This is a genomic window from Chengkuizengella sediminis (assembly GCF_010078385.1).
Classification (GTDB): Bacteria; Bacillota; Bacilli; order Paenibacillales; family KCTC-33759; genus Chengkuizengella; species Chengkuizengella sediminis.
Window position 1 is genome coordinate 311,116 of the sequence record NZ_SIJC01000001.1, and the last position, 24,434, is coordinate 335,549.

Consider the following 24,434-nt stretch of genomic DNA (forward strand, 5'->3'; position numbering starts at 1 on the left):
GGGTAAATTGACTCACGTGAATCACTTAATACTAGAATAACAGAACTCTTCATTTATTGCCACTATTTTTTCTCTATTTTTCTAATTGGTGCTGTTGATTCCCTCTCAACTAACCTTGCTGTAAAAGTTTTTCTTAACCGCACGTCTTCTCTTCCTTCTATTTTGTCAATCAATGTATTAATTAAAGAGTCTGCCATTTCTGACACAGGTACTTTCATGGTCGTTAATTTAGGAGATGTATATTGTGTCAAAATAACGTCATCATATCCAATGATGGAGACATCCTCAGGAACCCTCAATCCTTTTTTATGTAGTGCGTTTAATGCACCTATAGCCATTTTATCATTTGCAGCAAAAATAGCAGATGGCATTTTACCTAATTCCGTCCAATACTCCACTGCAGCGTAACCATCTTCTTCATTAAAATAACCTTCAAATAAATTACTTTCATTTATTACAATTTCAGATTCTAAATGTGCCAGTTCATAACCTTTCAAACGCTCGATAGAACATCTTTTTGATTTTATTCCTGTAATGAATCCAATATGTTCGTGACCCAATTCAATTAAATATTTCGTTGCTTTATAAGCACTTTTTTTATCACAGACATCCATAATAACGATAGAATCATCTCGATCAATTGCAAAATCGAAATCAATCACACCACAATGGTAACCCAATTTAACTGCTTCTTTAATCTTAGGTTGCATATTACTCCAACTCAAAAATATGCCTGCGTCAATGCTCTTTTCATGGAATAAATTTAATGTGTTTTTATCATTTTCCTCTGTAATATCCAACATAATTCGATAACCTCTACTTGAAGCCGTATGAATGATTGTATCAACCATAGGTCCAAAAAAAGCATCAACTAGGAAAGATGGAGAGCTTTTATCCATATCTTTTATTACCAACAACCCTATGACATTTGATTTTTTACTAGAAAGCTTTTTTGCCGTAGCATTTGGACGATAGTTATTCTCCTCCATCACCTTCAGCACTTTTGATTTGGTTTTTGGGTGAACGTTACCGTAATTATTGATCACTCTTGTCACAGTACTGCGTGATACACCTGCTAGTCGTGCAATTTCAAAGCTATTCATGTACAAACATCCAATCTATTATTAAAGTACTAATGTTATCTTAAAATCCGCGAACGTCTATGTCAATACTCCTTCTGAATTCATATAATAAAATTACACAATCACAAATGTTTTTGTCAAAAAAACCATACAACATCATCTCCAAGAAAAAGTTTCTTCTATTATGAAAGAAGCTTTTTCTCATACAAAAAAAGAAACTTGTTACCTAAGCTCCTTTTCATTTTATATCAACGATGGTATCAAACTGAATCCATTCAGAATCATCATTATAAAATTGTAGTTTAATGCGCCTTAATGTCGTATCCATCTTGCTGAAAACGCTGTAATATCATTCCAACTTCTTCCTCAACAAGCTGTGGTTTCCAATATGGGAATATATATTGAAGGAATGTTTTATTTTTAGATTATTCTGTACCTGCGTTTAAATCTTTAAACAAGTCTTTTAACTCTTCATCATTAATTTTTATATTGATCTCATGAATGAGGTTATTGATTTTTCCTTGTGTTTCCTCTGGATTCAACTTTTGAGTGGTCAATTCATCTCGAATTTGATTTTTCATTTCTTCAAACGGTTTCTTTTCTTCTTTCTCTGTAACTTTTATGATGTGAAAAGCATCTTCTATTTGGACGGGTTCTTTTGTGTATTCTCCAACGCCCAGCTTGAGTACTTCTTCCTCAAATTCTGGTTCTCTATCCCCAGGTCTAATAAAACCTAAATCACCGTCATTAGAAGCTGAAGGATCAACGGAATATTCCTGTGCTAACTCTGCAAAACTTTGACTGATCAAGCTTTGTAATGATCTCTTTTGCTGTGTTTATATCTTCAAGTGAAATAAGGTTTACTTTAATACCAGGTTGATCTTTTCCATAATACTCCTTCATTTCCTCTTCGGTCTTTGCATCGCGAATAAGATTAGTGGTGGTTTCTTATATTTGGCTCTGATCCAACTTTTGAGTGATTAGTTTTTCTCGAATTTGACTTTTCATTTTTTCAAATGATTTCTTTTCTTCTTCCCCTGTTACTTTAATGATATGAAAACCTTTTTCCGTTTCAACTAACTTTTCTGTATATTCTCCAACTTCGAGCTTAAACTAGACTTTTCGAAGAAGCAAAAGAGTTAGGAATTGAAACAGAGTTTCATAATATTCTATAATTTCACCTTGTATTTCTACATTCGACACTTTTTAACAAATTTTATAATACAAAATAATTTATAAGCTCGGATTGTGGCTGCTTAATTATTTTGCATCAATGCAAAATAATTTCATACACTCAACTAATGTGTCATAATATCAAAGAGGTTACAATCCAATCATTTGAAATAAAGGTGGAGTTGATATCATGCAAGGAAAAAAATTAACAACAAAGGAATATAAGAGTCCCTTTAGTACTTGGGATGAAGTGGCATCTGTACGTACAAAACCAAGTAGAACCTATAGTCAAACTCAGCAGGAGAAAAGCCAATTCTTTTTTTCTCCTGAATTGGTTCCTATTACTCAGCATCCATTAGTACAAGAAAGAGGTGAGAAAATACAAAAAATCATAACGGTTTATCAGCTTTATGCACATTTAGATTTCACTGAAAACCTAGAACATGAAGCCGTAAATTATGTTTCTTTTAAATTAGGTAGAAATACGCTAGGGTTGGATATGCCTTATGAAATGATAGAAGATGCCTGGAAGTTATACGTAGATGAAGCTTATCATTTTAAATTTTCCGCCCAATTAATTAATCAAGTAGAGCTTGCAACGGGTATAGAGAGGCCATTAATGGAGAAGCCTCGTTTTCTTAGATTATTACATCAACTTGCTTCTGACGTTCCTCCAGAAAAAAAAGATCTCGTTTATTTATTTTTTTCCATTGTTTCTGAAACGTTAATTACAGGTACTCTAAACGTTGTTCCCCGTGATGAACGAATCGTTCCAACCGTTCGTGAAGTCATTGGAGATCATGCTGAAGACGAAGCAAGACATCATGTATATTTTGCCAAAGTACTCCATCAAGCTTGGATACAACTTTCCGAAGCAGATCAAAGGCTGATAGGGACGATGCTACCTAAATTTATTTATGGTTTTCTGGAGCATGATTTAACTCTAGTAAGATGTTGGCTTAAACTATTAGATTTTCCAAAAAAACTGATAGAACGCATTATTGAAGAATCTTATCCACGTGATCAGATCATTCTTGATGTACGAAGTGGATCAAAAATGACACTCAAACATTTCAAGCGAAATGGATTATTTGATGAACCGTATACGAGAGAAGCATTTCAGAAACATCATTTAATTCATTAACTTGTATCAGAATATATTGAGGGGGGAATCATAATGAGAATTCATTATATCCAGCATGTAGCTTTTGAATCTATTGAGTTGATAGAGGATTGGGCAAAAGAAAAAGAATACGAAATTTCGATGACTCAATTATTTAATCAAGACCCGTTACCTTCACAAGATGATTTCGATCTACTTATCATAATGGGTGGTCCAATGAGTGTGTATGATAAAGATGGGAAGTATCCGTGGTTTAAAGAAGAAAAACAATTTATAAAAGAAACCATTGCCAACAAAAAAATGATGCTTGGCATTTGCCTTGGGGCACAGTTACTTTGTGAAGTATTAGGTGGACGTGTTTACCCTCATCATCAAAAAGAAATAGGTTGGTTTCCCGTTTCTTTACATCAAAACGGTACTCATTGTTCCATTTTCAACAACTTCCCAGAGACATTTCATGCGTTCCATTGGCATGGTGACACATTTGACATCCCATCAGACGTAAAACGATTAGTAAGTAGTGAAAACTGTAAGAATCAAGCCTTTCACTATAATGGGCACGTTTTCGGACTACAGTTTCATTTGGAATCAACAGACGAAAGCATTCAAAGACTTATTCATCATTGTAGCCATGATATTACAGAAGGAAAATATGTTCAATCTGCAGAAGATATGGTGCAGAGTAACCATACTGAACACAGTTCAAAACTCCTGTTGCAGCTGATGGATAATATAGAAGTTATCTTTAATGAAATTTTATATGTTGACAATCATAAGCACTGACATAGTAGTTCCATAAGAATCTCAAATATATCCGATCTTTGATATTCCTATGTCTTATTCTCTCAACTAGAAGTAGGTGACTAAAAAAAGAATAAATAAGTTTGCTCTATTATTCCTTTCAAACCTTTTTGATAGATATTGCAAACTATTTGTAAGATTGCTGTGAATCAAGGGACCAGCCACTGCATATACAGATAAATTTAAAACATTGCATGTTTTTATTACAAATTATTTATTTTTTAGCATTAAATGTTTATCATTGTCAGTAGTTAATTGAAAGATGAATAGAAGAATTTTTTCTTCAAACACTTTTAATAAACTATCCCATAGTTGCAATAGTCCACTTTCACAAATATGATTGTGGACTATTGTTGTAAAAACCCTTAATGATTATTCTACTACTAGGGGTACATAAACGATACAAAGAATGAGGGCTCACAAATCATTGCATATTGTTATGTAGATAATTGATTTCCTGCATTTCTTTCAATGCTATTTTTTTAAGAACTATATCCATCATTTTCTATTGAATTCACTATATCAAATGATATATACTAATATTTAGATAGTGATCACTAACAATGATTGCTCTCCCCTTGTCAACAGTCCATTATAATAGGGAAATAATGGACTGTTGGTTTTGAGTACCAAAGTTCACTACAAGAAAAACATGACCTTACTTATGAAATGATTACAGAACCGTGTTTTTCATTTTACATCCACGATAATATCAAACTGAATCCATTCGTAATCATCATTATAAAATTGTAATTTAATGCGCCTTAATGCCGAATCCATCTTGCTGACTATTCCTGTTGCAAATTGATTTTTCCCATTTTCATTAAATAGCTCTATTGTAATCTCTGCACCATCTAACATTGAATCTGACAAACGTTGTGATATCATTCCAACTTCTTCCTCAACAAGCTGTGGTTTCTTCTTCTTCTTTCGCTGTTCGTTATACAAATTAATACGCTCTTTATGTTCTGGAAGCATCATGCGGCTAGATTCCCACAATCCGTTTCCCTCCAATTTTTTACTCACTTATAATGTCCTCCAATCTTAGCTGCTCTGTCTTTAGCTAGACCCGCTTCAGCCACAGAGGCTGCGCGCATAATAATCGCATCCCCATACTTATCCTTTAACCCATCTGTCGCCTTTTCCAACGAACGATCTTTTTCAAATGGATCAAACCAGCTCAATTGATATTCCTGATCATTTACCAACTGTGTTAAAGAAACCCCGAGGCTGCGTACAGGTGAGCCATCCCAATGTGTATAAAATAACTGGCGAACCGTTTCATATACTTCATTCGTTACATTTGTTGGAACTGTTATTTTTTTCTGTCGATGAAACCCAGTCGGACGATCAAAATCAGCTCCTCTACATCCTACAGAAATAACAGAACCCATATAGCCTTTCATACGACACCTACGACAAACCAATTCTGTTATTTCTAATAAAATAACCTCGAGCTCTGTTTTGCTCCAATAATCTCTCGGTAATGTCATTTGGTGCCCAATCCCTTTTTGCTTTTCGTGGGTTTGAGGTGTTACTGGGGAAGCATCCATGCCCTTGGCAATTTTCCAAAGCAACTCTCCGTTTACCCCCCATTTTTCCCGAAGTTTAGAAAGTGGTGTATTTGCTAAATCTCCTATCGTATGAATCCCCAAACGTAATAAATGTGTATTCATTCGGGAGCCCACTAAAAACAGTTTGTGTATGGGCAAGGGCCAAAGTACAGTTTGCAAATCTTTTTTAGGAAGCTCAAAAATTCCCTTTTTATTTTTTTTAGCAAAATTATCACACGCCATTTTTGCAACTACCTTACAATAGCTAATGCCCACCCTTGTATATACACCTGTAGCGTCCATGATCTTTTCTTGAATTTGTTCAGCAATTTGCTCTGGTTTTCCAAATAGATGCTGCGTATTTGTAAGATCTAGAAACTGTTCATCAATAGAATAGGGTTCAACTAAATCGGTGAAGGTTTCCAAAAGTTGAGTAATTTGAGAAGAAACATCAATATATAATTGCATTTGAGGCTTCAGGACAACTAAATCGGGGCACTTACCCATCGCTTCCCCCAACCGTTCCGCTGTCACCACCCCGTGTTTTTTAGCTAATGGACAAGCTGCCAGGACAATACCTGATCTGCGAGCAGGATCTCCGGCCACGACAACAGGTTTGTTTTTATATTGTGGATGTGCTGCCTTTTCAACCGAAGCGTAAAACGATTGACAGTCAACCAGCATAATTACACGCTCTTTTTTATTCATTCCCATCACCCTAAACAGAATATATGTTCCTATACTTATTGTATTCAATATATCGAACATATATTCCTGATTCAACCGGTTAATTTTTACAGCAATGATTGTATAGGGAAGGGGACTATTATTACGATGAATATGTTTTAGTCTATAATTGTTTACATTCTCTTGTTAAATTTGATTCCTATTTGTATAAAATAACTGTAAAATGATAATAAGGATCAATTTTTGAAAGGGGAATCGGTATGGAACATATAAAAATCCCTCATCAACAAGAATTAAAATTTAAAGATAAAACAATTTACATAGAAGGTCCAGTTTCTTCAGCCGAATTAAAATCGTTAACCATGCATGAACGTTTAGTTGCCTTTCGTGAACCGGAAGAACAACAAAAAGCGCTAATTGAAATTACCTCCTTACCGGAAGGTAGAATCATCATTGCTCGGAACAAAAATATCGTCGTAGGTTACGTCACCTTCCACTATGCTGATGAATTGGAAAGATGGTCAAAAGGAAATATGGAAGATTTAATAGAGCTGGGTGCTATAGAAGTAGCTTTCCCCTATCGATCTTACGGTTTGGGAAAAAAGATGATTCAACATGCTTTTTTTAAAAATCAATTGGAAAATTATATCGTATTTACGACCGAATATTACTGGCACTGGGATTTAAAAGGCAGTGGCTTAAGTGTTTGGGATTATCGAAAAATGATGGAGAGGTTGATGGAATCTGCTGGTATGACATGGTACGCCACAGACGATCCTGAAATCTGCTCACATCCCGCAAACTGTTTAATGGTGCGCATCGGAAAAAACGTGCCGATGAGTTCAGAGGAGAAATTTGATCAAGTCCGTTTCCAACGCCGTTTCATGTACTAGCCAACCCCAAAAAGTGAAGTAATGTATTGTAGCTTAATCCGAATACTTTTCGGGGACCCCCATAAACCTAAAACCACAAAAGTGAAGCGAAACTTTGAAAGGATTAAAAACATCTAGAAGAAACCGAAAAGAAGCTAAAAAGGAGTCAAGGAAAGTGAGTATAAATTCAGCATTTATTTATCATCCTCAAACCTTAAACTATAAATTTAATGAACATCACCCTTTTAATCAAAAACGTCTAACTTTAACGATAGACCTACTGAAAAAATCCGGTGCTTTAAATGAAGAGAATATGATCACTCCAAAACCAGCTTCAGATGAATCTATTCATGCTGTACATCAAACCGAGTTTATTCAAGCAGTGAAGGGATTAAGCTCCCCTTCCCCATCAAAAAATGCATTGTCTCAGGCTGAAAAGTTTGGACTTGATAAAGGTGATACACCTCATTTTGTAAACATGCATGAAATTACATCTATCGTGGCTGGAGGCTCAATAGAAGCAAGTAAACAAGTCATGTCAGGACAATATTCACACGCTCTTCATTTAGGAGGAGGATTGCATCACGCCATGCCAGATCGATCAGCTGGTTTTTGTGTATACAACGATGCCGCAATTGCCATTCAATACATCCGTAAAAATTATGGTGCAAAGGTATTGTTTGTAGATACAGATGTGCATCATGGAGATGGGGTGCAATGGTCTTTTTATGCGGATCCAGAGGTTTTTACTTTCTCAATACATGAAACAGGCAAATACTTGTTTCCAGGTACAGGGTATGTAACCGAACGAGGCGAAGATAGCGGTTTTGGATATAATTTAAACCTTCCTATGCAACCGTATACAGAGGACGAATCGTGGCTAAAATGTTTCAGTGAAACATTGGAAAGAATTGTGAGGAGCTTCAAACCAGATGTCATTGTCAGCTTGCATGGCTGTGATGCACACGTATATGATCCTCTTTCACACATACATTGCAGCATGAATATTTATCTCAAAATGCCCCAAATTATTCATAACATATCTCATGAATACTGCAATGGAAAATGGATCGCACTCGGTGGCGGAGGATACGATATTTATCGTGTTGTACCAAGGGCATGGAGTTTGCTGTGGATGGTGATGACAGATCATCCATTAATCCATTCTCTTATAGAAAAACCATACCTTACTCTGCCTGAAGATTGGATTCAGCAGTGGCAAAAAGAAAGTCCAAAAATACTTACAAATACTTGGTTAGATAAAAGAGACGAATGGGATCCAATGCCTAGACGTGCGGAAATTACAAAACAGAATGAAAAAACAAAAGAAATGGCATTAACATATTGTTGAAGAAGAAATCCCGATATGATACAAAGAACGGGATTTCTTAGTCATTACAAATTAGTTATATTTTTAAATTTCAATTTTTTCAAATAAAGTTGTGTTAATAAATACGAGATAAATAAAAATAATCCGTTAACGATGCCAATGGATATAAAAATCCCATACAACCCCAAATCATATTGATAAACCAGTACATAAGCCAATGGAACAGTCAGAAGTATGACAATGACAAAGTTTAATAAAGCCCCTAACAAAGGTTTACCTGTTGACTGGAAAATAGATATGGAAATAAGTGATACCATTGCGCCAAGAAAAGTTAAAGAAAGCATTCTAACTTGGGTTACACTGTTATCTACCACTTCTGGTACAGATGAAAACAAAGAAAATAAAGGATAAGCGACTAAGTTATATATCAGTGCCAATAACAAGCAACAGATCAGACCTAAACCCACATTTGTTTTATAAATTTGTTTAACCCTTTCTAAATTACCTCTACCAAAGTTCTGTCCAGCTAAAGTAATCGTAGAGGTAGCAAAAGCAAAGCCAGCCATTCTAAAAATCTCATCGCTCCTTCCTACTAATGACCAAGAATTCATTGCACTCTCACTAATCGAACTTACAATATAATTCAAGAATACTAAACCTACACCCGAAGTTACCGTCACTAATAAAACTGGTATAGCAATCTTAAGGATCTCACCAATAACTTTCCTGTCAACATGAACTATCCCCCATTTCACTTTTATGTTTGACTTCTTTTTAAATATGGACATAACATATAAACAGCTAACCATGATTGAGATTGTTGTGGCTAGGGAAGCTCCTGCAAGCCCCATATCAAAACCAAATATAAGAATCGGATCCAAAATAATATTCAATAGTGTTGAAATAAGCATTGAGAAGGCAACATATTTAGCTAATCCTTCTCCTTGTAAAATTCCAGATAATACTTGTGTCACTAGTATAAAACCTAAACCAGGTAACAGGAAGTATAAGTAGGTAAGTCCATAATCCATTGCTTCAATACTTAATTCGGTACCAGCTAATTTTTGAACAATGTTATCACTAAACAAATATCCAAACAAAATGGTCAACAAGGAAATCAATAAGCCCAACATCAATCCAGAATCTGCAGTTTTATCAAGTAACTTATTGTTTTTCTCACCAATCCCCCTAGCAACCAATGCACTTATTCCAATAAAAAGGCCACTGGATATAGCCATAATAAAAACAAAAATAGGGAAAATCAGTCCCAAACCACTTATTAAAGCAGTTGAATGTTTATCAATTGCTGAAACGAATAATGTATCTACAATATTGTAAGCAAGCGTCAAAACATTTGCGATTAATATAGGAATCGCTAGTTTTAAACTTATGGGGACAATCGGTCCTTCTAATATACTTTTGGTTAATTTATCATCATCCTTTTCATTTTTTTGTTCTTTCATTTCTTTTTCTAAAATTGATTCTTGTCCTGTGCTCATTTTTTTCACCTCCTTTCACGTTCAAGGATATTCATTTATTCTGGTATGTTATTTTCTCGATTTTTTCGTGTTATACCCCTTATCTCCATATGGCTGTAATTCACTTAGCCATTTTTCCTCAAGTTTTTTCAAAACATCCCATTTATCTAAATGTTCATCCTCTTTATGTTCTAAGAGCTCTAATACTTCAAAAGAAAACGCATCTTTCCCATACTTTTTGTAATCACTTTGCAATTTTTTAATAGGGTAACTACCCATATCCAGTTGAAATTGTTTCCCGTTCATAGATTTCAAGTTCATACTGCTACCAATAAAAACCTTTTGATTTTGATTATTTTTAATCTGATACACACCCGCTTCCATTTTTGTATCCATATAGGTTTGTACCGCTTCTTTTCTATTCAACATCTCTTCTCCCTCCTTCAACCAATACTCACTACCATCTGATTTTCTGTCTAAAAAGCCATACTCAATTAAATACCTTCTTAAAATCACATAGTCATCATACACTGTAGCCAAAATTTGATTCAGTTCCTTCTCAGTGTAGATTCGTTTACTTTCAATTTTTTTAGTGATTTCTCTCAGAACAACCAACTTATGTTTTTGCTTCATTGAAAATGTTTTTAAGGGACCATCAGTACCTTCAGGAAAGAACTTTTTTAAGATATCTGCACTTTCTTTTTCAGTAACAACATAACGATCATCCACCATAGTTGCTGTTTGATGAGGGATAACAAAATTAGTTGCTTTTTTGTCATTTTCTTTTAAAAGCTCCATCATCACTAAAAAACTTTTAGACTGACGTTCCTTCTCTTTTAAAGCAAAACGATGGTTTCTAATCGTAGAAGCGCTTCCTATTCCAGTTTCCTTCTGAACTTCTTTATCATTTTTCCCCTCATAAAAGAGTCGGAGCAACGTGTTTTGGTGATCCGTTAGACCCGTAATTTTTTTATCCATGGCAATAAGATAATCAAATACCGATTGATGAACTCGATTTATATGAATTCGTATATACTTGCTAGCCTCATACAAAATACCATCGTTAGGATAAATAATCCCCTTCTCCACTTTTTCACCACAAAGCAAACATGTATAATATTCCTCTTCTTCTTTAAATCCACATTTCATTTCTTCAAGTGACGCATTCCAAAATAAGTCTGAGTTTTTCATTTTATAAACACCTTTCACCTTTATCTATAAATAAATAGATTTTAATTATTTTTGTTTGTTTATTTATAAACATTATATTTATTTGTCTATAAAAAGTCAACTTCATTTCAAATTGTCTACCTAAAACAAAAAATCCATTACATCCAAATGGATATAACGGGAGGAGTAAAACGATTCAAAAAAAATCCCTTCTCATTAGACACATAAGAGGGACCGTAAATGGGTTGCTATTTCATTAATTTTTACCTAAACATTCCCCACAACTTTATCATATGAAATGTATTGTTTGGATCAATTTTTTGATCAATTACAAATTTAATGATTTTATTGCTTATTACTGTGTCAACTTTGATGCCTAAAATTTTGGACGCTTTTTGTAAAAGAGCTTTCACTTTTGTACGACTTTGCAGATCTTTTTTTGTAACACCCTCTAATGCCTTTTTTACTCGTTCTAAGTATACATCGTTTTGCAATTTTTTCTTCACACGCTCCACCAGTGCTTTGGGTATTCCATATTCTTGATAGCCCATTAATCACACCTCCATAATGCAATGTTTATGATGAAGATGTTAAATATGTACCTATAAATGAAAAGAAAAATCAAAAACTTTACAACAAATTACAAGTAAGGAAAATCCAGATTTATTTAACTCATTTTTTAATACATTTGTGGTGTGCTCATACAAATCATGATTGTTCTTGGCATAATATTACATTCTCCTAATATAACTAATTACTATAAAGACAGGCTATAAAGGAGCGTAAAAAGATGTCCTTACTTTTAATTAAACATATTGTTCTTGGGTTATCCATCGCAGCACCCATTGGGCCGATTAATATTGAAATTCTTAGAAGAGGATTATCTCAAGGATTCTGGCCGTCTCTCTTTGTAGGCGCAGGCGGAATGACTGCTGATTGTATCTTAATGTTCCTCATGTACCAGGGATTTGCACAACTGTTAACCTTAGAGGGGATTCAGCTTACTTTCATTATTTTCGGTGCGGCGGTGTTGATGCATACAGGTTTACAAAGTTTAAGAAAGCAAAAAGAATCAACAATGGTTAATGAATGGACCCACTCTAACCATACTGGATTGATGGATTCATTTTTAACAGGAGCGTTTATCGCTGCTTTTAACCCCCTAAATGTTCTTTTTTGGCTAGGTATATATGGATCAGTGTTAAGTGAAACCTTTAACGACGACAACAAAATCAAAGCATTCTTTATCAGCAGTGCTGTTTTTATAGGGATAGGGTTGTGGAACTTAAACTTAGCTCTCACCGTTCACTTTGGGAGAAAATCACTTAAACCAAGCACACTTAAATGGATCTCTTTTGTTGCAAGTCTTATCATACTAGGATTTGGCCTTCATTTAAGTTACCAAGCCATTATAAGAATGCTGGATATGATGTAACAATGTTAGCAACAAGTACTCAACCTTCGTATTTATTTAGTTAGATTACATATTCGTTCATAATGTATCTACAGAAGTCATATATTCTTTTAATTATAATACGCTGCTAATTCAGCCAACAAAAAGGAGGGATCGTTATTCATAATCAAACAAAAAGAAGTAATCTACTGTTAGAGAAATACCAGTATACAAGAAACTTATCACTACAAATTGTTGAACCCTTAGAAACTGAGGATTTTGGTATACAGGGCATGGTAGATGTAAGTCCTCCCAAATGGCATTTAGCCCATACAACCTGGTTTTTTGAAGACTTTATTTTAATGGATTATACACCTAGGTATTACTATTACTTAGAAGATGCAAGGAAGTTGTTTAATTCCTACTATGAAACATTAAGTAAACCGTTTCCAAGATCAAAAAGGGGTCTTATTTCTCGCCCAACAGTAAGAGAAGTACTAGAATACCGGCGTGCAGTTGATGAAGAAATCATTGGACTTTTAAATCAAAGTGATGAGTTAGATGAAAAGTTTTATTCCTTAATTCTATTAGGCATTCACCATGAACAGCAACATCAAGAACTTTTAATTACTGATCTTAAATATAATTTTTCAATTAACCCATTAAAGCCTGCCTATAAAGAAGATATTGATAATCCATCGGAATATACGTCAGTCCTACCCCTAAAATGGGACTATTTTGAGGGAGGAGCTACAACAATTGGAACCAATAATCAAGATTTTTCATTCGATAATGAACAACCTGCTCACAAACACTATCTATATCCTTTTTCAATCGCCAACAGACCCGTAACAAATGGTGAATATCTTGAATTTATCGAAGATAACGGTTATGAGACAGCCGTAAACTGGCTTTCTGATGGCTGGGAAACTGTTACAAAACAAAAGTGGAAAGCACCACTATATTGGGAATACATAAACGGAACTTGGTTTCAATTTACACTCTCTGGATTAAAACCCATAGAAAAAAAACAACCTGTTACACATATTAGCTTTTATGAAGCGGATGCTTATGCAAGATGGACCGGTAATCGCCTTCCTACCGAACAAGAATGGGAACTTGCATTTCGAAATGCACCAGTTGAAGGAAAGTTTCTAGAAAACCTTCTTTTTAATGAAAGTTACGAATCAGACAAAACCATTTTTGGTACAGTTTGGGAATGGACATCCAGCCCTTATACTCCTTATCCACAAAGCGCAAGACCAGAAGGGGCATTAGGAGAATACAATGCGAAATTCATGAGCAACCAAATGGTTTTACGTGGTGGGTCCATTGCTACTCCTTGCAATCATATTCGAGCAACTTATCGCAACTTCTTCCACCCAGATAAAAGATGGCAGTTTAGTGGCATTCGTTTAGCTAAGGAGGAACGATAATATGATGCAACCAAACCATATGATCCTTGATTTGAATCCTCCTATCTCCTCTTTAAAAGAAGAAGTCTTAAAGGGATTAAGACAAGACCAAAAACAGTTACATCCCAAATGGTTTTACGATGAAAGAGGCAGCAAACTTTTTAATCAGATCACCACCTTACCCGAATATTATTTAACCCGTGCAGAAAAAGAGATCTTGACCACATTTCATTCTGATATTTGTGCTCTGATTGGTCATAACTCTCCACTATTTGAGTTAGGATGCGGCAGTGAAGAAAAAATACAACTAATTTTAGAATCTTTGCAAAGAGGAAATCGATATGTCCCCATTGATATTTCTCAAGAAGCTTTGAATAATACCGTTGAAAAATTACTCGATACCTTTCCTTTATTGGATGTAAAAGCAATTCGTGCCGACTATACACAAGCCTTATCGTTTCTATGTCAGAGTTCAAAAGAACAAAAAGTTATTTTATTTCTTGGATCAACGATTGGAAACTTAGAAGAAAATGACAGGGAGAAGTTTTTGTGCCAATTAGCCAAAAATATAAACCACCATGATGGTTTACTTATTGGCATTGATTTAAAAAAATCACCCCTTTTATTAGAAGCAGCTTATAACGATTCACAAGGCATTACCGCTGAGTTTAACAAAAATTTGTTACACCGAATGAACAGAGAACTTCATGCAAATTTTCAAGTGGAACAATTCACACATCATGCTTTTTTCAACAATGATAAAAATAGAATCGAAATGCACCTTATCAGCAAAACGAATCAAGAAGTGAAGATTGGGGATGAAACTTTTTCTTTCCTTTCCGAAGAAACGATTCATACAGAGAATTCTTATAAGTTCGACCTCAAAGAATTCGAACAAGCATTAGTCAAAGTAGGACTTTGCTTGCGTAATTTCTGGACCGATAAACAAAATTACTTTGCCGTAACGTATATTGAACCCATCCCAAAATGATTATAGCGACTACGTTTCTTTCCATTCAAACTGTAAAGAATAACGAGTCGCTCACTTTTCTTTGATTGTATTTCAAACAACCGCTCTACTTGAATATTTAGTCTAATTCCTTCTCTAATAACTGATCCTTTTCCAAAAGTTCACGAAGTGGTAAATATTTAGCAGCAGTCCAAAACTCCTCTGATTTCACTAACTCTGCTGCATCCTCTCGTGCCATCTCTAACACCTCAAAATCATGAGCTAGATCTGCAACTCGAAACTCAGGCATTCCACTTTGTTTTGTACCAAAAAAGTCACCAGGTCCCCTTAATTCTAAATCCATACGTGCGATTTCAAAACCATCATTCGTTTTCGTCATAGAGCGCATTCTCTCTTGACCCATCTCTGATTTGGGGTCGGCAATAAGTATACAATATGATTGGGCTTGTCCTCTTCCAACTCTCCCTCGTAACTGGTGTAGCTGTGATAAACCAAAACGATCTGCATCATAAATGACCATGACAGTAGCATTAGGCACATTGACTCCAACTTCTACTACCGTTGTAGATACGAGTACATGCACTTCATTTTCACTGAACTGTGACATGATCTGCTCTTTTTCGTCCGCAACTTGCCTTCCGTGTAATAATCCTACTTTGTAACCCGTTAAAACCTCTTGTATTTCTGCATGTAAATCTATTGCATTCTGTACATCAATCTTATCTGATTCTTCAATCAATGGACAAATAACATAAGCTTGACGATGAACTTGCAGTTCCTTTTGAATGAAAGCAAGCACTCTTTTCATCAAATTATGTTTAACCCAATATGTTTTAATTTCCTTTCGACCTTTTGGCAACTCTTTTAATGTAGATACATCCATATCCCCAAAAGCAGTAATAGCTAACGTTCTAGGAATCGGTGTAGCTGTCATTGTAAGAACATCAGGGTTCAACCCCTTATGCCTAAATACACTTCGTTGATTGACACCAAAACGATGCTGCTCATCTGTTACAACGAACCCCAAGTTTCTAAAATGGACATTTTCCTGTATTAAAGCATGAGTACCGATCACGATATCAATGAGACCTGATTGTAATGATGCAAGAACGTCTTTTCGTTGTTTATTCGTTAAACTACCGACTAACAATCCTATTTCAAGCCCATAGGGTGCAAATAACTCTTGTAACGATTGAAAATGCTGTTCAGCTAGTATTTCGGTAGGTACCATCATCGCACCCTGAAAACCAGATTTGAAATTTGCATACAAAGCTGATGCTGCTACAACCGTTTTACCTGAACCCACATCTCCCTGTAACAGACGGTTCATACTATAAGGCTGACGTAAATCAGAGAGAAGTTCAGCGATCACATTTTTTTGTGAATCTGTCAACTGAAACGGGAGCGAACGCACAAACTTACGTATGTCCTCAGATTCAAAACCGTGCTGAATACCATCCGCTTTTGATCGTGATGTTGAGCGAAAGATCATCAGTTTCAGCTGAAATAAAAAAAGCTCCTCATAAACTAAACGTCGCCTTGCTTCTGTTCCATCTAAAACATTTTGAGGATGGTGGATGGACATGATGGCTTGTTTACGAGGAATCAAATTATGCTTTTCATTGTAAAATGCTGGTATAGGATCTTTAATGAGTCCGCTATATTGTTGAAGTGCTTGATGGATGACTTTCCGAATCCACTTTTGAGTGATAGACCCTCCTACAGAATAAACAGGCTGTAATGCACCAGCTTGAGGGGAATTAGCACCAGGAAATTCAGATTCTGAAACAGTCAAAACCTGCCTTCTTCTGTCCCATTTCCCAGATACTATAATTTCTTTACCGATAATAAGACGATCTTTAAGAAAGTGCCGGTTAAACCATACGGTTGTAATCATAGATTGATCATCCACCATCATTTTACACGTCATTCTTGATTTATTTCGCCCATATCGTTGAACTTGCGGCAAACTATAAATCTTTGCTTGTAATGTAATTCTCTCTCCATCCTCTACTTCTGAGAGGTCTCGCAAACGATAATCTTCATAACGAAAAGGAAAATACTCAATTAAATCTGAAACAGAATGAATACCTAGTGCATTTAAATCTTTACTTCTCGTCGCACCTAATCCATGAACATCTTGGAGCGGGATTTGATGTAAATTATTCATTAGAACGAGGTCGCATTATAACAGCAAGCGTCCCAGGACCAACATGGGTGCCTACAACTGGACTTAAAGATGTAAACTTTACGTTATGTACTTGAAATTGCTCTTTTAAAAGTTGTGAAAAATCTTCTGCACTAGAAACATCATTAGAATGTATCATAATCATGTCAACATCTTCTGTATTTGAAAAGTCTTCTCTTAAAAGATCAACAATTCGATTAATGGCTTTCTTTTTGCCTCTAACTTTATCAATTGAAGTGATTTCTCCTTCATCATCAATGGAAAGAATCGGTTTAATATTTAATAATGAGCCTACTACGGAGGCAGCTTTACCTATTCTACCGCCTTTTTGCAAATATTCTAATGTATCCACTAAAAAGTAAACTCTCATATCCTGTCGCAGTTTTGCAACTACCTCCAAGATTTCCTTTGCATTTTTCCCATTTTCATAAGCCTTAACTGCTTCAATCATCAATACTCCAATTCCATAAGAAGCTGATCTCGCATCCACAATACGAAGATCTGACTCTTCATCAAGTAGAGATTTTGCTAATACAGCAGATTGATATGTGCCGCTCATAGCTGAAGACAAATGAATGGAAATAATTGTACAGTTTGGATCTTCTTCATAGATTTTTTTATATACCTTTAAAAAATCTACAGGTGACGGTTGAGACGTTGTAGGCAACACTTCACTTCCAGCCAATTTTTCATAAAACTCGTTAGATTGAATTGTAATGGCATCCAAAAAAACTTCCTGACCGAAATGAACTTTTAACGGTACCATCTCAATGTTGTATTTTTCCCTAATTTCTAATGGGATATCCGATGTACTATCTGTAACAAATCGAATTTTAGACACACAATCACCTCATTTTATTATTATTCAACAGAAAATATATAATCGTATATTGGTTGTCCACCTTCAATGACTTCAATTTCAATATCAGGGTAAAATTCCTCAACAAATTGTATTAATAAATCAGTATGTTGTACAATCACACTTTCACCTGTAAACACCGTTAACATTTCATTATCTGGGGTGATCATTTGTTTAAGCAATTCCTTAGATGTATCTACAATTTCATTGGAAGCAGTTACAATCTGATTTTCTTGTATTCCTAGATAATCCCCTTCATTGATGGAGATTCCATTCATTTGCGAATCTCGTATAGCAATCGTCACACAACCAGAATGAACGTCCTGAATCGCTTGATTCATTATTTTTTCATTCTCGTCAGAATCATTCATATCTTGCAATGCTAACGCTGCTGACAATCCTTGTGGTATTGTTTTTGATGGAATAACGATGACTTCTTTATCCTCAATTAGATCTTTCGCTTGCTGAGCAGCTAAAATGATATTTGAATTATTAGGTAAAATAAATACATATTTTGCATGAATACTTTCTACAGCCTTCACAAGATCTTCAGTACTAGGATTCATCGTTTGACCACCAAAAAGAACATAGTCAACTCCAATACTTCTAAACACATCCGAAATTCCCTCGCCTGATGAAACAGTAACCATTCCGAAGGTCTTAGGTTCCAAATTCGGTTCAACGGATGTTTCATCGATTTCATTGAAAGTCTCGTTTTCTTGAATACTACCCGCTTCTTCCACAATTTCACGATGTTGGTCACGCATATTTTGAATGTGAAGACGAGTTAACTCCCCATAACGAATCGTTAAATTTAATACATCACCAGGAGAATTGGAATGAACGTGAACTTTTACAAAATCATCATCAGGAATTAAAACGATGGAATCACCAATTTCAGCTAGTTTTTTTCTTAATACAGACTCATCAAAAATAACTTCCTTAGATAAATGAATAAAAAATTCCATATCATAAAAATGAGTTATATCTTCCGTAGCTATACTTGATTGAGCTGGTTTCGGCTTGTTAGTTGTAATTTGCTGAGAATCGGTATGATTTATCTCATTATCCACATGAAAATTTCCTTTTAGAGCCTCAATAAACCCTTGATAAATAAATACCAATCCTTGCCCACCAGAATCTACTACTCCAGCTTGTTTTAATACAGGAAGTAAATCAGGCGTTCTAGCTAACGATTGCTTGGCTTCACTGATCACTTCCTCTAATAATTCAATAACTTGATCCGTTTGGTGAGATATAAACAGAGCGTGTTTTGCAGATTCTTTTGCAACAGTTAGGATCGTGCCTTCAATCGGCTTCACAACAGCTTGATATGCAGTATCCACACCTTGTTGTAATGCTGCTGCAAATTGTACTACATTGATCTCATTTCGTTCTTGAACTGCTTTTGTAAATCCACGAAATAACTGCGATAGGATGACGCCAGAATTACCACGTGCCCCCATTAATAAACCTTTAGAAAAAGCCTCTGCCATCTCCCCAATGTGGTCCGAAGATTTTGACTGAATATACTCAATACCTGATGTTAAAGTCATATTCATGTTCGTACCTGTATCACCGTCTGGAACTGGGAACACATTCAAACTATTGATTTTTTCTACATTTGAATGAAGGACGTTCGCCCCAGACAAAACCATATTCATAAAATCTGTACCATTAATGAAAACTTTACTCAATGTTACTCTCCCTTTCTATTGGGATACTCTAACCCCTTGCACATGTATATTTACAGTATGAACTTCAAGCCCTATGAGATCATTTAAAACATATTTCACTTTATTTTGTATGTTATGTGCAACTTCTGAGATTTTAGTACCATAACTTACGATGATGTACAGGTCAATATGGATATCATTTTGTTCACCCTCTTGCCTAATCAATACACCACGAGATAAATTCTCTCTGCCTAAGAGCTCTGCAATCCCATCCTTAAGCTGACTACGAGAAGCCATGCCTACTAATCCATAACAATCTAATGCAGCCGATCCGGCTAAGGTTGCTATGACCTCACTTGTCATTATAATCTTTCCATACTCATTAACAAGTTGAATTGTCATCTTCAATCCACTCCTTTTTCTACAGAAATATGGACTTTATCATTGTACTATACTCGTGAATATAAATAAATCCATTTTTCTATAAAGTTCATTGACTATCTCAATTTTTTTGTGATATCATAGTAAAAGTGTTTATGAATACGTATATGCTTCAGGATTTTTTTAAGGGGGTGTAGGAATGTCACGCAAATGTTATGTTACTGGTAAAAAAAGAGGCGTGGGAAACAACAGGTCTCACGCTAACAATAAAACGAAACGTACTTGGGGAGTTAATGTTCAAAAGGTGCGAATCCTTGTAGATGGTAAGCCAAAGCGCGTTTATGTTAGTACTAGAGCATTAAAATCTGGATTAGTTGAACGTGCATAAAAAATGACATTGACAAAAAGCACCTCTGCAGGGTGCTTTTTTCAGTTCTTGAAGAACATAGTGATCATTTTTTATTAAACGTATTTAAAACAATCCTCACAAACCCGCCTAAAAATTTTGGTAGTTTAAAGGTATAAAATCTCATCCCTACCCCTCCCAGGATACATAATGAACTGACCATAAGTACATGGACTTTAAATATAGTATATTCATAACAAACAAAAAATTGACTATGGTTTTAAAAAAATAAAACAAATCCAAATACTTAGCGCTATTCATTATATATGTAAGATAAGCCTCCAACATACCTATAGAAAATAATTGAAATTATTTTCCACCTCTGAGTTGTTCAATTGCCTCTTGTTTATTGTCATGATTAAATATCGCGCTTCCTGAAACAAGCACGTTAGCACCTGCCTCTATGACTAAAGGAGCTGTATCCATATTGATTCCACCATCGACCTCAATATCCAGCTTTAATCCATTTTTAAGACTCATCTCTCTAAGCTGTTTAATCTTGGGGAGTATAGATTCAATAAATTTCTGTCCTCCAAATCCAGGATTAACTGTCATTAATAATACCAAATCCAGTTCATGAACTACATGCTCAATAACAGTCAAAGGAGTAGCTGGGTTTAAAACTACGCCAGCCTTTACACCAAGATCTTTTATATGATGAATCGTACGATGTAAATGAGGACACACCTCAGCATGTACAGTAATGAGATCTGCGCCTGCCTTCACGAAATCAGGAATATAAACATCCGGGTTTTGAATCATTAAATGTACGTCAAGAGGAAGTGAAGTATGTGGACGAATACTTTCAACAACTAAAGGTCCCATTGTAATATTAGGAACAAAATGCCCATCCATCACATCCACATGAATCCAATCTGCACCGGAGGATTCTAACTCTTGAACCTCTTGTCCTAACTTTGAAAAATCTGCTGATAATATTGATGGTGCGATACGTAACATGTTAATACCTCCGTTTCATCTGGCTAATCTCATCTAAAAATCCTAGATAATGTCCATAACGATCAGATGAAATTTCCCCTTCATTTTTAGCTTCAATAACCTTACATTTAGGTTCATGCTGGTGCAAGCACCCTCTGAATTTACAGTTTGGAATATATTTTCTAAACTCTTTAAAATAAAAACCCAGATCCTCCTGTTCAATATTCGTAAAATCTAATGAACTAAAACCAGGAGTATCAGCTACGGTACCTCCGTTACTCAATTCAAGTAATTCAACATGGCGAGTCGTATGTTTACCTCTTCCAAGTTTTGAGCTTATTTGTTTCGTTTCTAATTCCAACCCGGGGATAATGGCATTTAAAAGAGAGGATTTACCTACACCTGATTGCCCTGAAAATACACTGGTTTTGTTCGCCATATGCCCTAAAAGTTCTTCATGACCTTCACTTGTTTTCTTACTTGTTAACAAAACCGGATAACCAATTTTTTCATAATATTGAATCAACTCATCTAATATTTTAGGCTCATCTGAAGCATATAAGTCATATTTAGAAAAACAAATTATCGCTTCGAGACCCACTTTTTCAATATGAATTAAAAATTTATCTAATAACTGTAAATTTAGTTTAGGTTCTACTAATGAAAAAACAAGTACTGCCAAATTCACATTGGCTATAGGGGGACGGATTAATTCACTAATTCTTGGAAGAATTTCATGAACTGTGCCCTCACCGTTTTCTGATAATTCAACCATAACAAAATCTCCAACTAAAGGAGGGGTTTCTCTTTTTCTGAAAATCCCTCTTGCTCTACATTGGACCAATGGTTCTCCGTTCTGATGAGGTTTCACATAATAAAATCCACTTAATGCCTTTACAATTCTTCCTTCTAGCATAAATTAATCAGAACCCTCCTTTTTTTATTTATAATCATCATATTTCACTTCATATGTTCCTAAATGTTTTGCATCACGATAAACACTAATATAAGCTTTACCATCAGGTAAATCAGAAGTTAATACAATTGGTACAAAAAAAGTCTCTTCCTCTTTTATCGTTTTTGTATTGCCAATGCGATCCGTACCTAGGGCATCAGTTATTTTAAACTCAATGACTGAATCTTCACCTTGAACCTCAGGTTCAACGAAAACACGATAATTTGTTCTCCTCACATCTTCAGGTTCACCTTTACTAACAAATATAGTAATTTCTTCACCTTTTTTGAGGGTATCTTCTGGTTCATAAGGATGCTGCTTAAATACATAACCCTCATTTACATTTAAATCAAAATCTTTTTCAATTATCACTTTAAGTCCTTTTTGTTCAAGAGTATTAACTGCCGCTTCTTCGCTATATTTAATTAAATTAGGCATAGTAACGCTACCTAACCCTTCACTTACTATGAAGGAGACAACAACATCATTTGGATTGAATTTTATATTTGCTTCAGGAGATTGGCTGATTACCTCACCATCAGGTACATCGCTTAATTCCGTTTCCATCTTAATATCTTCATCAGAAAATCCAATTTTTCTTAAAGCATTTTCAACATCCACCCACTGCATTCCTTTATAATCCTGCATGATTTTTGTTTCTTGTCCTTGGCTAACAGTGAGAGTGATAGGGAAGTTCACCTTTACCGTCTTATTTTTATCCGATTGATCAATCACGATTCCTTCTTTTACTTGATCATCATACTCATATTGAACTGGATCAAGCACTCTTAATTGAACGTTTTCTAACTCCTTCGTTGCCTCTTCTAAAGTTTTACCAACAACATTAGGTACTTCTACGTCAGATACATCAAGCATACCCAACACTGCTTTTACACCAAACCAAGCTGAGAATAAAATGATAATTGTAGTAAAAGTCCAAATAACTGGTTTTATCCAACCAAGACGATTTCTTTTTTTTCGACCTTCTCTATGTTCAGGGGTTATGGTTTCATCGTGATCCATCTCCTGAACTTTCCGATTTAAACCGATGACAGGCATGATTTTTGTATGTTCTTCATCATCTAAATCATCATTAAACTGTACCTTATTTTCATTCATTTTCTCAGGTAATAAACATGATTCTAAATCATGAAACATTTGACTAGCAGATTGATAACGCTGCTCAGGATTTTTTTGCATTGATTTTAGTACAATATTTTCCACACTCTGTGGGATCAACGGATTCACTTTTCGAGGTTCTTCTACGTCCTCTTGTAGATGTTTTAAAGCAATACTAATTGGGCTTTCCCCTGAAAAAGGAAGTTTGTTCGTTAACATTTGGTACAATACAATGCCAAGTGAATATAAATCAGATTTGGCACCTTGTGTAACCCCTTTTGCATGTTCAGGTGAGAAGTAATGAACAGATCCTAGAACAGAGCCAGTCTGTGTAATTTCAGACGAAGAAGCCGCACGTGCAATCCCAAAGTCCGTCACTTTAACACGCCCATTTTTACCAATTAAAATATTATGAGGTTTAATATCACGATGAATAATTTGATTTTGATGAGCATGATCTAACGCATCACAAATTTGACAAGTAATATGTATGGCTTCATCTACTTGAAAAGGAGCCCTATTTTTAATTTCTTCATTTAAATTGCTACCTTCTATGTATTCCATTACAATGTAATGAATATCATCTTCCTGTCCTACATCATAAATACTTACAACATTCGGATGAGAAAGTGATGCAGCAGATTGAGCTTCTCGACGAAAACGACGAATAAAATCTTCATCATAAACAAATTGTTGACGAAGTACTTTGATGGCAACCATACGGTTCAATAGTTTATCATGTGCCTTAAATACAAGCGCCATTCCGCCGCCACCAACGCGATTTAATATTTCGTATCGACCGCTTAATTGCTGTCCAATCATTTTTTCACCTCTTTACTTGTGTATAATAATTTCAGCATTTTC

At 35.2% G+C, this 24,434-nt stretch carries 23 protein-coding genes; 8 read left to right on the forward strand and 15 right to left on the reverse strand.

Features of this window, described 5'->3' with window-relative positions:
- Positions 1 to 62: 62 nt before the first annotated feature.
- The gene (locus EPK97_RS01520; RefSeq protein WP_162034835.1) at positions 63 to 1,103 is read right to left on the reverse strand and encodes a LacI family DNA-binding transcriptional regulator; all 1,041 of its coding nucleotides are present in this window, start codon (positions 1,101 to 1,103) and stop codon (positions 63 to 65) included.
- Positions 1,104 to 1,507: 404 nt separating this feature from the next.
- The gene (locus tag EPK97_RS01525; RefSeq protein WP_162034836.1) at positions 1,508 to 1,891 is read right to left on the reverse strand and encodes a peptidylprolyl isomerase; all 384 of its coding nucleotides are present in this window, start codon (positions 1,889 to 1,891) and stop codon (positions 1,508 to 1,510) included.
- A gap of 554 nt (positions 1,892 to 2,445) precedes the next feature.
- Between EPK97_RS01525 and EPK97_RS01530 the strand changes: the two genes are divergently transcribed.
- Complete coding sequence (locus EPK97_RS01530; RefSeq protein WP_162034837.1) at positions 2,446 to 3,399, forward strand: diiron oxygenase; 954 nt, start codon at positions 2,446 to 2,448, stop codon at positions 3,397 to 3,399.
- Between the two features lie 33 nt (positions 3,400 to 3,432).
- On the forward strand, positions 3,433 to 4,161 hold the full coding sequence (locus EPK97_RS01535) for a type 1 glutamine amidotransferase (RefSeq protein WP_162034838.1): 729 nt from the start codon (positions 3,433 to 3,435) through the stop codon (positions 4,159 to 4,161).
- Between the two features lie 708 nt (positions 4,162 to 4,869).
- Here EPK97_RS01535 and EPK97_RS01540 read toward each other — a convergent pair.
- A complete protein-coding gene (locus tag EPK97_RS01540) occupies positions 4,870 to 5,205 on the reverse strand; it encodes a YolD-like family protein (protein WP_162034839.1) in 336 nt (111 codons plus the stop codon).
- Complete coding sequence (locus EPK97_RS01545) at positions 5,202 to 6,446, reverse strand: DNA polymerase IV (RefSeq protein WP_420826769.1); 1,245 nt, start codon at positions 6,444 to 6,446, stop codon at positions 5,202 to 5,204. The genes EPK97_RS01540 and EPK97_RS01545 overlap by 4 nt, the downstream gene beginning before the upstream one ends.
- A gap of 233 nt (positions 6,447 to 6,679) precedes the next feature.
- On the opposite strand from EPK97_RS01545, the gene EPK97_RS01550 reads away from it, so the two are divergent.
- Entirely contained in the window at positions 6,680 to 7,312 is a 633-nt protein-coding gene (locus EPK97_RS01550; protein ID WP_162034840.1) for a GNAT family N-acetyltransferase, read from the forward strand.
- A 154-nt stretch (positions 7,313 to 7,466) separates the two neighbouring features.
- Positions 7,467 to 8,642, forward strand: coding sequence for an arginase family protein (locus tag EPK97_RS01555; protein WP_162034841.1), 1,176 nt, complete (start codon positions 7,467 to 7,469; stop codon positions 8,640 to 8,642).
- A 44-nt stretch (positions 8,643 to 8,686) separates the two neighbouring features.
- On the opposite strand, the gene EPK97_RS01560 is transcribed toward EPK97_RS01555, so the two are convergent.
- The 3 genes from EPK97_RS01560 to EPK97_RS01570 form a co-directional block, all read right to left on the reverse strand.
- Positions 8,687 to 10,120 (reverse strand): MATE family efflux transporter, encoded by a 1,434-nt coding sequence (locus EPK97_RS01560; protein ID WP_162034842.1) that lies wholly within the window; start codon positions 10,118 to 10,120, stop codon positions 8,687 to 8,689.
- A gap of 48 nt (positions 10,121 to 10,168) precedes the next feature.
- On the reverse strand, positions 10,169 to 11,290 hold the full coding sequence (locus EPK97_RS01565) for a DUF2087 domain-containing protein (RefSeq protein WP_162034843.1): 1,122 nt from the start codon (positions 11,288 to 11,290) through the stop codon (positions 10,169 to 10,171).
- A gap of 242 nt (positions 11,291 to 11,532) precedes the next feature.
- Positions 11,533 to 11,820 (reverse strand): stage VI sporulation protein F, encoded by a 288-nt coding sequence (locus EPK97_RS01570; protein WP_162034844.1) that lies wholly within the window; start codon positions 11,818 to 11,820, stop codon positions 11,533 to 11,535.
- A gap of 239 nt (positions 11,821 to 12,059) precedes the next feature.
- On the opposite strand from EPK97_RS01570, the gene EPK97_RS01575 reads away from it, so the two are divergent.
- The 3 genes from EPK97_RS01575 (at position 12,060) to egtD (ending at position 15,068) form a co-directional block, all read left to right on the forward strand.
- A complete protein-coding gene (locus EPK97_RS01575) occupies positions 12,060 to 12,704 on the forward strand; it encodes a LysE family transporter (RefSeq protein WP_162034845.1) in 645 nt (214 codons plus the stop codon).
- Positions 12,705 to 12,871: 167 nt separating this feature from the next.
- Positions 12,872 to 14,098, forward strand: coding sequence for an ergothioneine biosynthesis protein EgtB (gene egtB / locus EPK97_RS01580; RefSeq protein WP_170295446.1), 1,227 nt, complete (start codon positions 12,872 to 12,874; stop codon positions 14,096 to 14,098).
- Between the two features lies 1 nt (position 14,099).
- On the forward strand, positions 14,100 to 15,068 hold the full coding sequence (gene egtD, locus EPK97_RS01585) for an L-histidine N(alpha)-methyltransferase (RefSeq protein ID WP_162034846.1): 969 nt from the start codon (positions 14,100 to 14,102) through the stop codon (positions 15,066 to 15,068).
- A gap of 97 nt (positions 15,069 to 15,165) precedes the next feature.
- Here egtD and recG read toward each other — a convergent pair whose 3' ends face one another.
- The 4 genes from recG to EPK97_RS01605 are packed head-to-tail and all read right to left on the reverse strand — an operon-like array spanning position 15,166 to position 20,172.
- Positions 15,166 to 17,217, reverse strand: coding sequence for an ATP-dependent DNA helicase RecG (recG, locus tag EPK97_RS01590; protein WP_162034847.1), 2,052 nt, complete (start codon positions 17,215 to 17,217; stop codon positions 15,166 to 15,168).
- The gene (locus EPK97_RS01595; protein WP_162034848.1) at positions 17,210 to 18,076 is read right to left on the reverse strand and encodes a DegV family protein; all 867 of its coding nucleotides are present in this window, start codon (positions 18,074 to 18,076) and stop codon (positions 17,210 to 17,212) included. The genes recG and EPK97_RS01595 overlap by 8 nt, the downstream gene beginning before the upstream one ends.
- 20 nt (positions 18,077 to 18,096) lie before the next feature.
- Positions 18,097 to 19,791 carry a DAK2 domain-containing protein gene (locus EPK97_RS01600; protein ID WP_162034849.1) on the reverse strand — a complete coding sequence of 565 codons (1,695 nt, stop codon included), beginning with the start codon at positions 19,789 to 19,791 and terminating at the stop codon, positions 18,097 to 18,099.
- Between the two features lie 15 nt (positions 19,792 to 19,806).
- Positions 19,807 to 20,172 (reverse strand): Asp23/Gls24 family envelope stress response protein, encoded by a 366-nt coding sequence (locus tag EPK97_RS01605; RefSeq protein ID WP_162034850.1) that lies wholly within the window; start codon positions 20,170 to 20,172, stop codon positions 19,807 to 19,809.
- A gap of 178 nt (positions 20,173 to 20,350) precedes the next feature.
- Between EPK97_RS01605 and rpmB the strand changes: the two genes are divergently transcribed.
- Complete coding sequence (gene rpmB, locus EPK97_RS01610; protein ID WP_162034851.1) at positions 20,351 to 20,539, forward strand: 50S ribosomal protein L28; 189 nt, start codon at positions 20,351 to 20,353, stop codon at positions 20,537 to 20,539.
- A gap of 64 nt (positions 20,540 to 20,603) precedes the next feature.
- Here rpmB and spoVM read toward each other — a convergent pair whose 3' ends face one another.
- The 4 genes from spoVM to pknB form a co-directional block, all read right to left on the reverse strand.
- Positions 20,604 to 20,684 carry a stage V sporulation protein SpoVM gene (gene spoVM, locus EPK97_RS01615; RefSeq protein ID WP_162035427.1) on the reverse strand — a complete coding sequence of 27 codons (81 nt, stop codon included), beginning with the start codon at positions 20,682 to 20,684 and terminating at the stop codon, positions 20,604 to 20,606.
- Between the two features lie 182 nt (positions 20,685 to 20,866).
- Entirely contained in the window at positions 20,867 to 21,517 is a 651-nt protein-coding gene (rpe, locus tag EPK97_RS01620) for a ribulose-phosphate 3-epimerase (RefSeq protein WP_162034852.1), read from the reverse strand.
- Between the two features lies 1 nt (position 21,518).
- A complete protein-coding gene (gene rsgA, locus EPK97_RS01625) occupies positions 21,519 to 22,412 on the reverse strand; it encodes a ribosome small subunit-dependent GTPase A (protein WP_162034853.1) in 894 nt (297 codons plus the stop codon).
- A 24-nt stretch (positions 22,413 to 22,436) separates the two neighbouring features.
- A complete protein-coding gene (gene pknB / locus EPK97_RS01630; RefSeq protein ID WP_162034854.1) occupies positions 22,437 to 24,392 on the reverse strand; it encodes a Stk1 family PASTA domain-containing Ser/Thr kinase in 1,956 nt (651 codons plus the stop codon).
- Between the last annotated feature and the right edge of the window lie 42 nt (positions 24,393 to 24,434).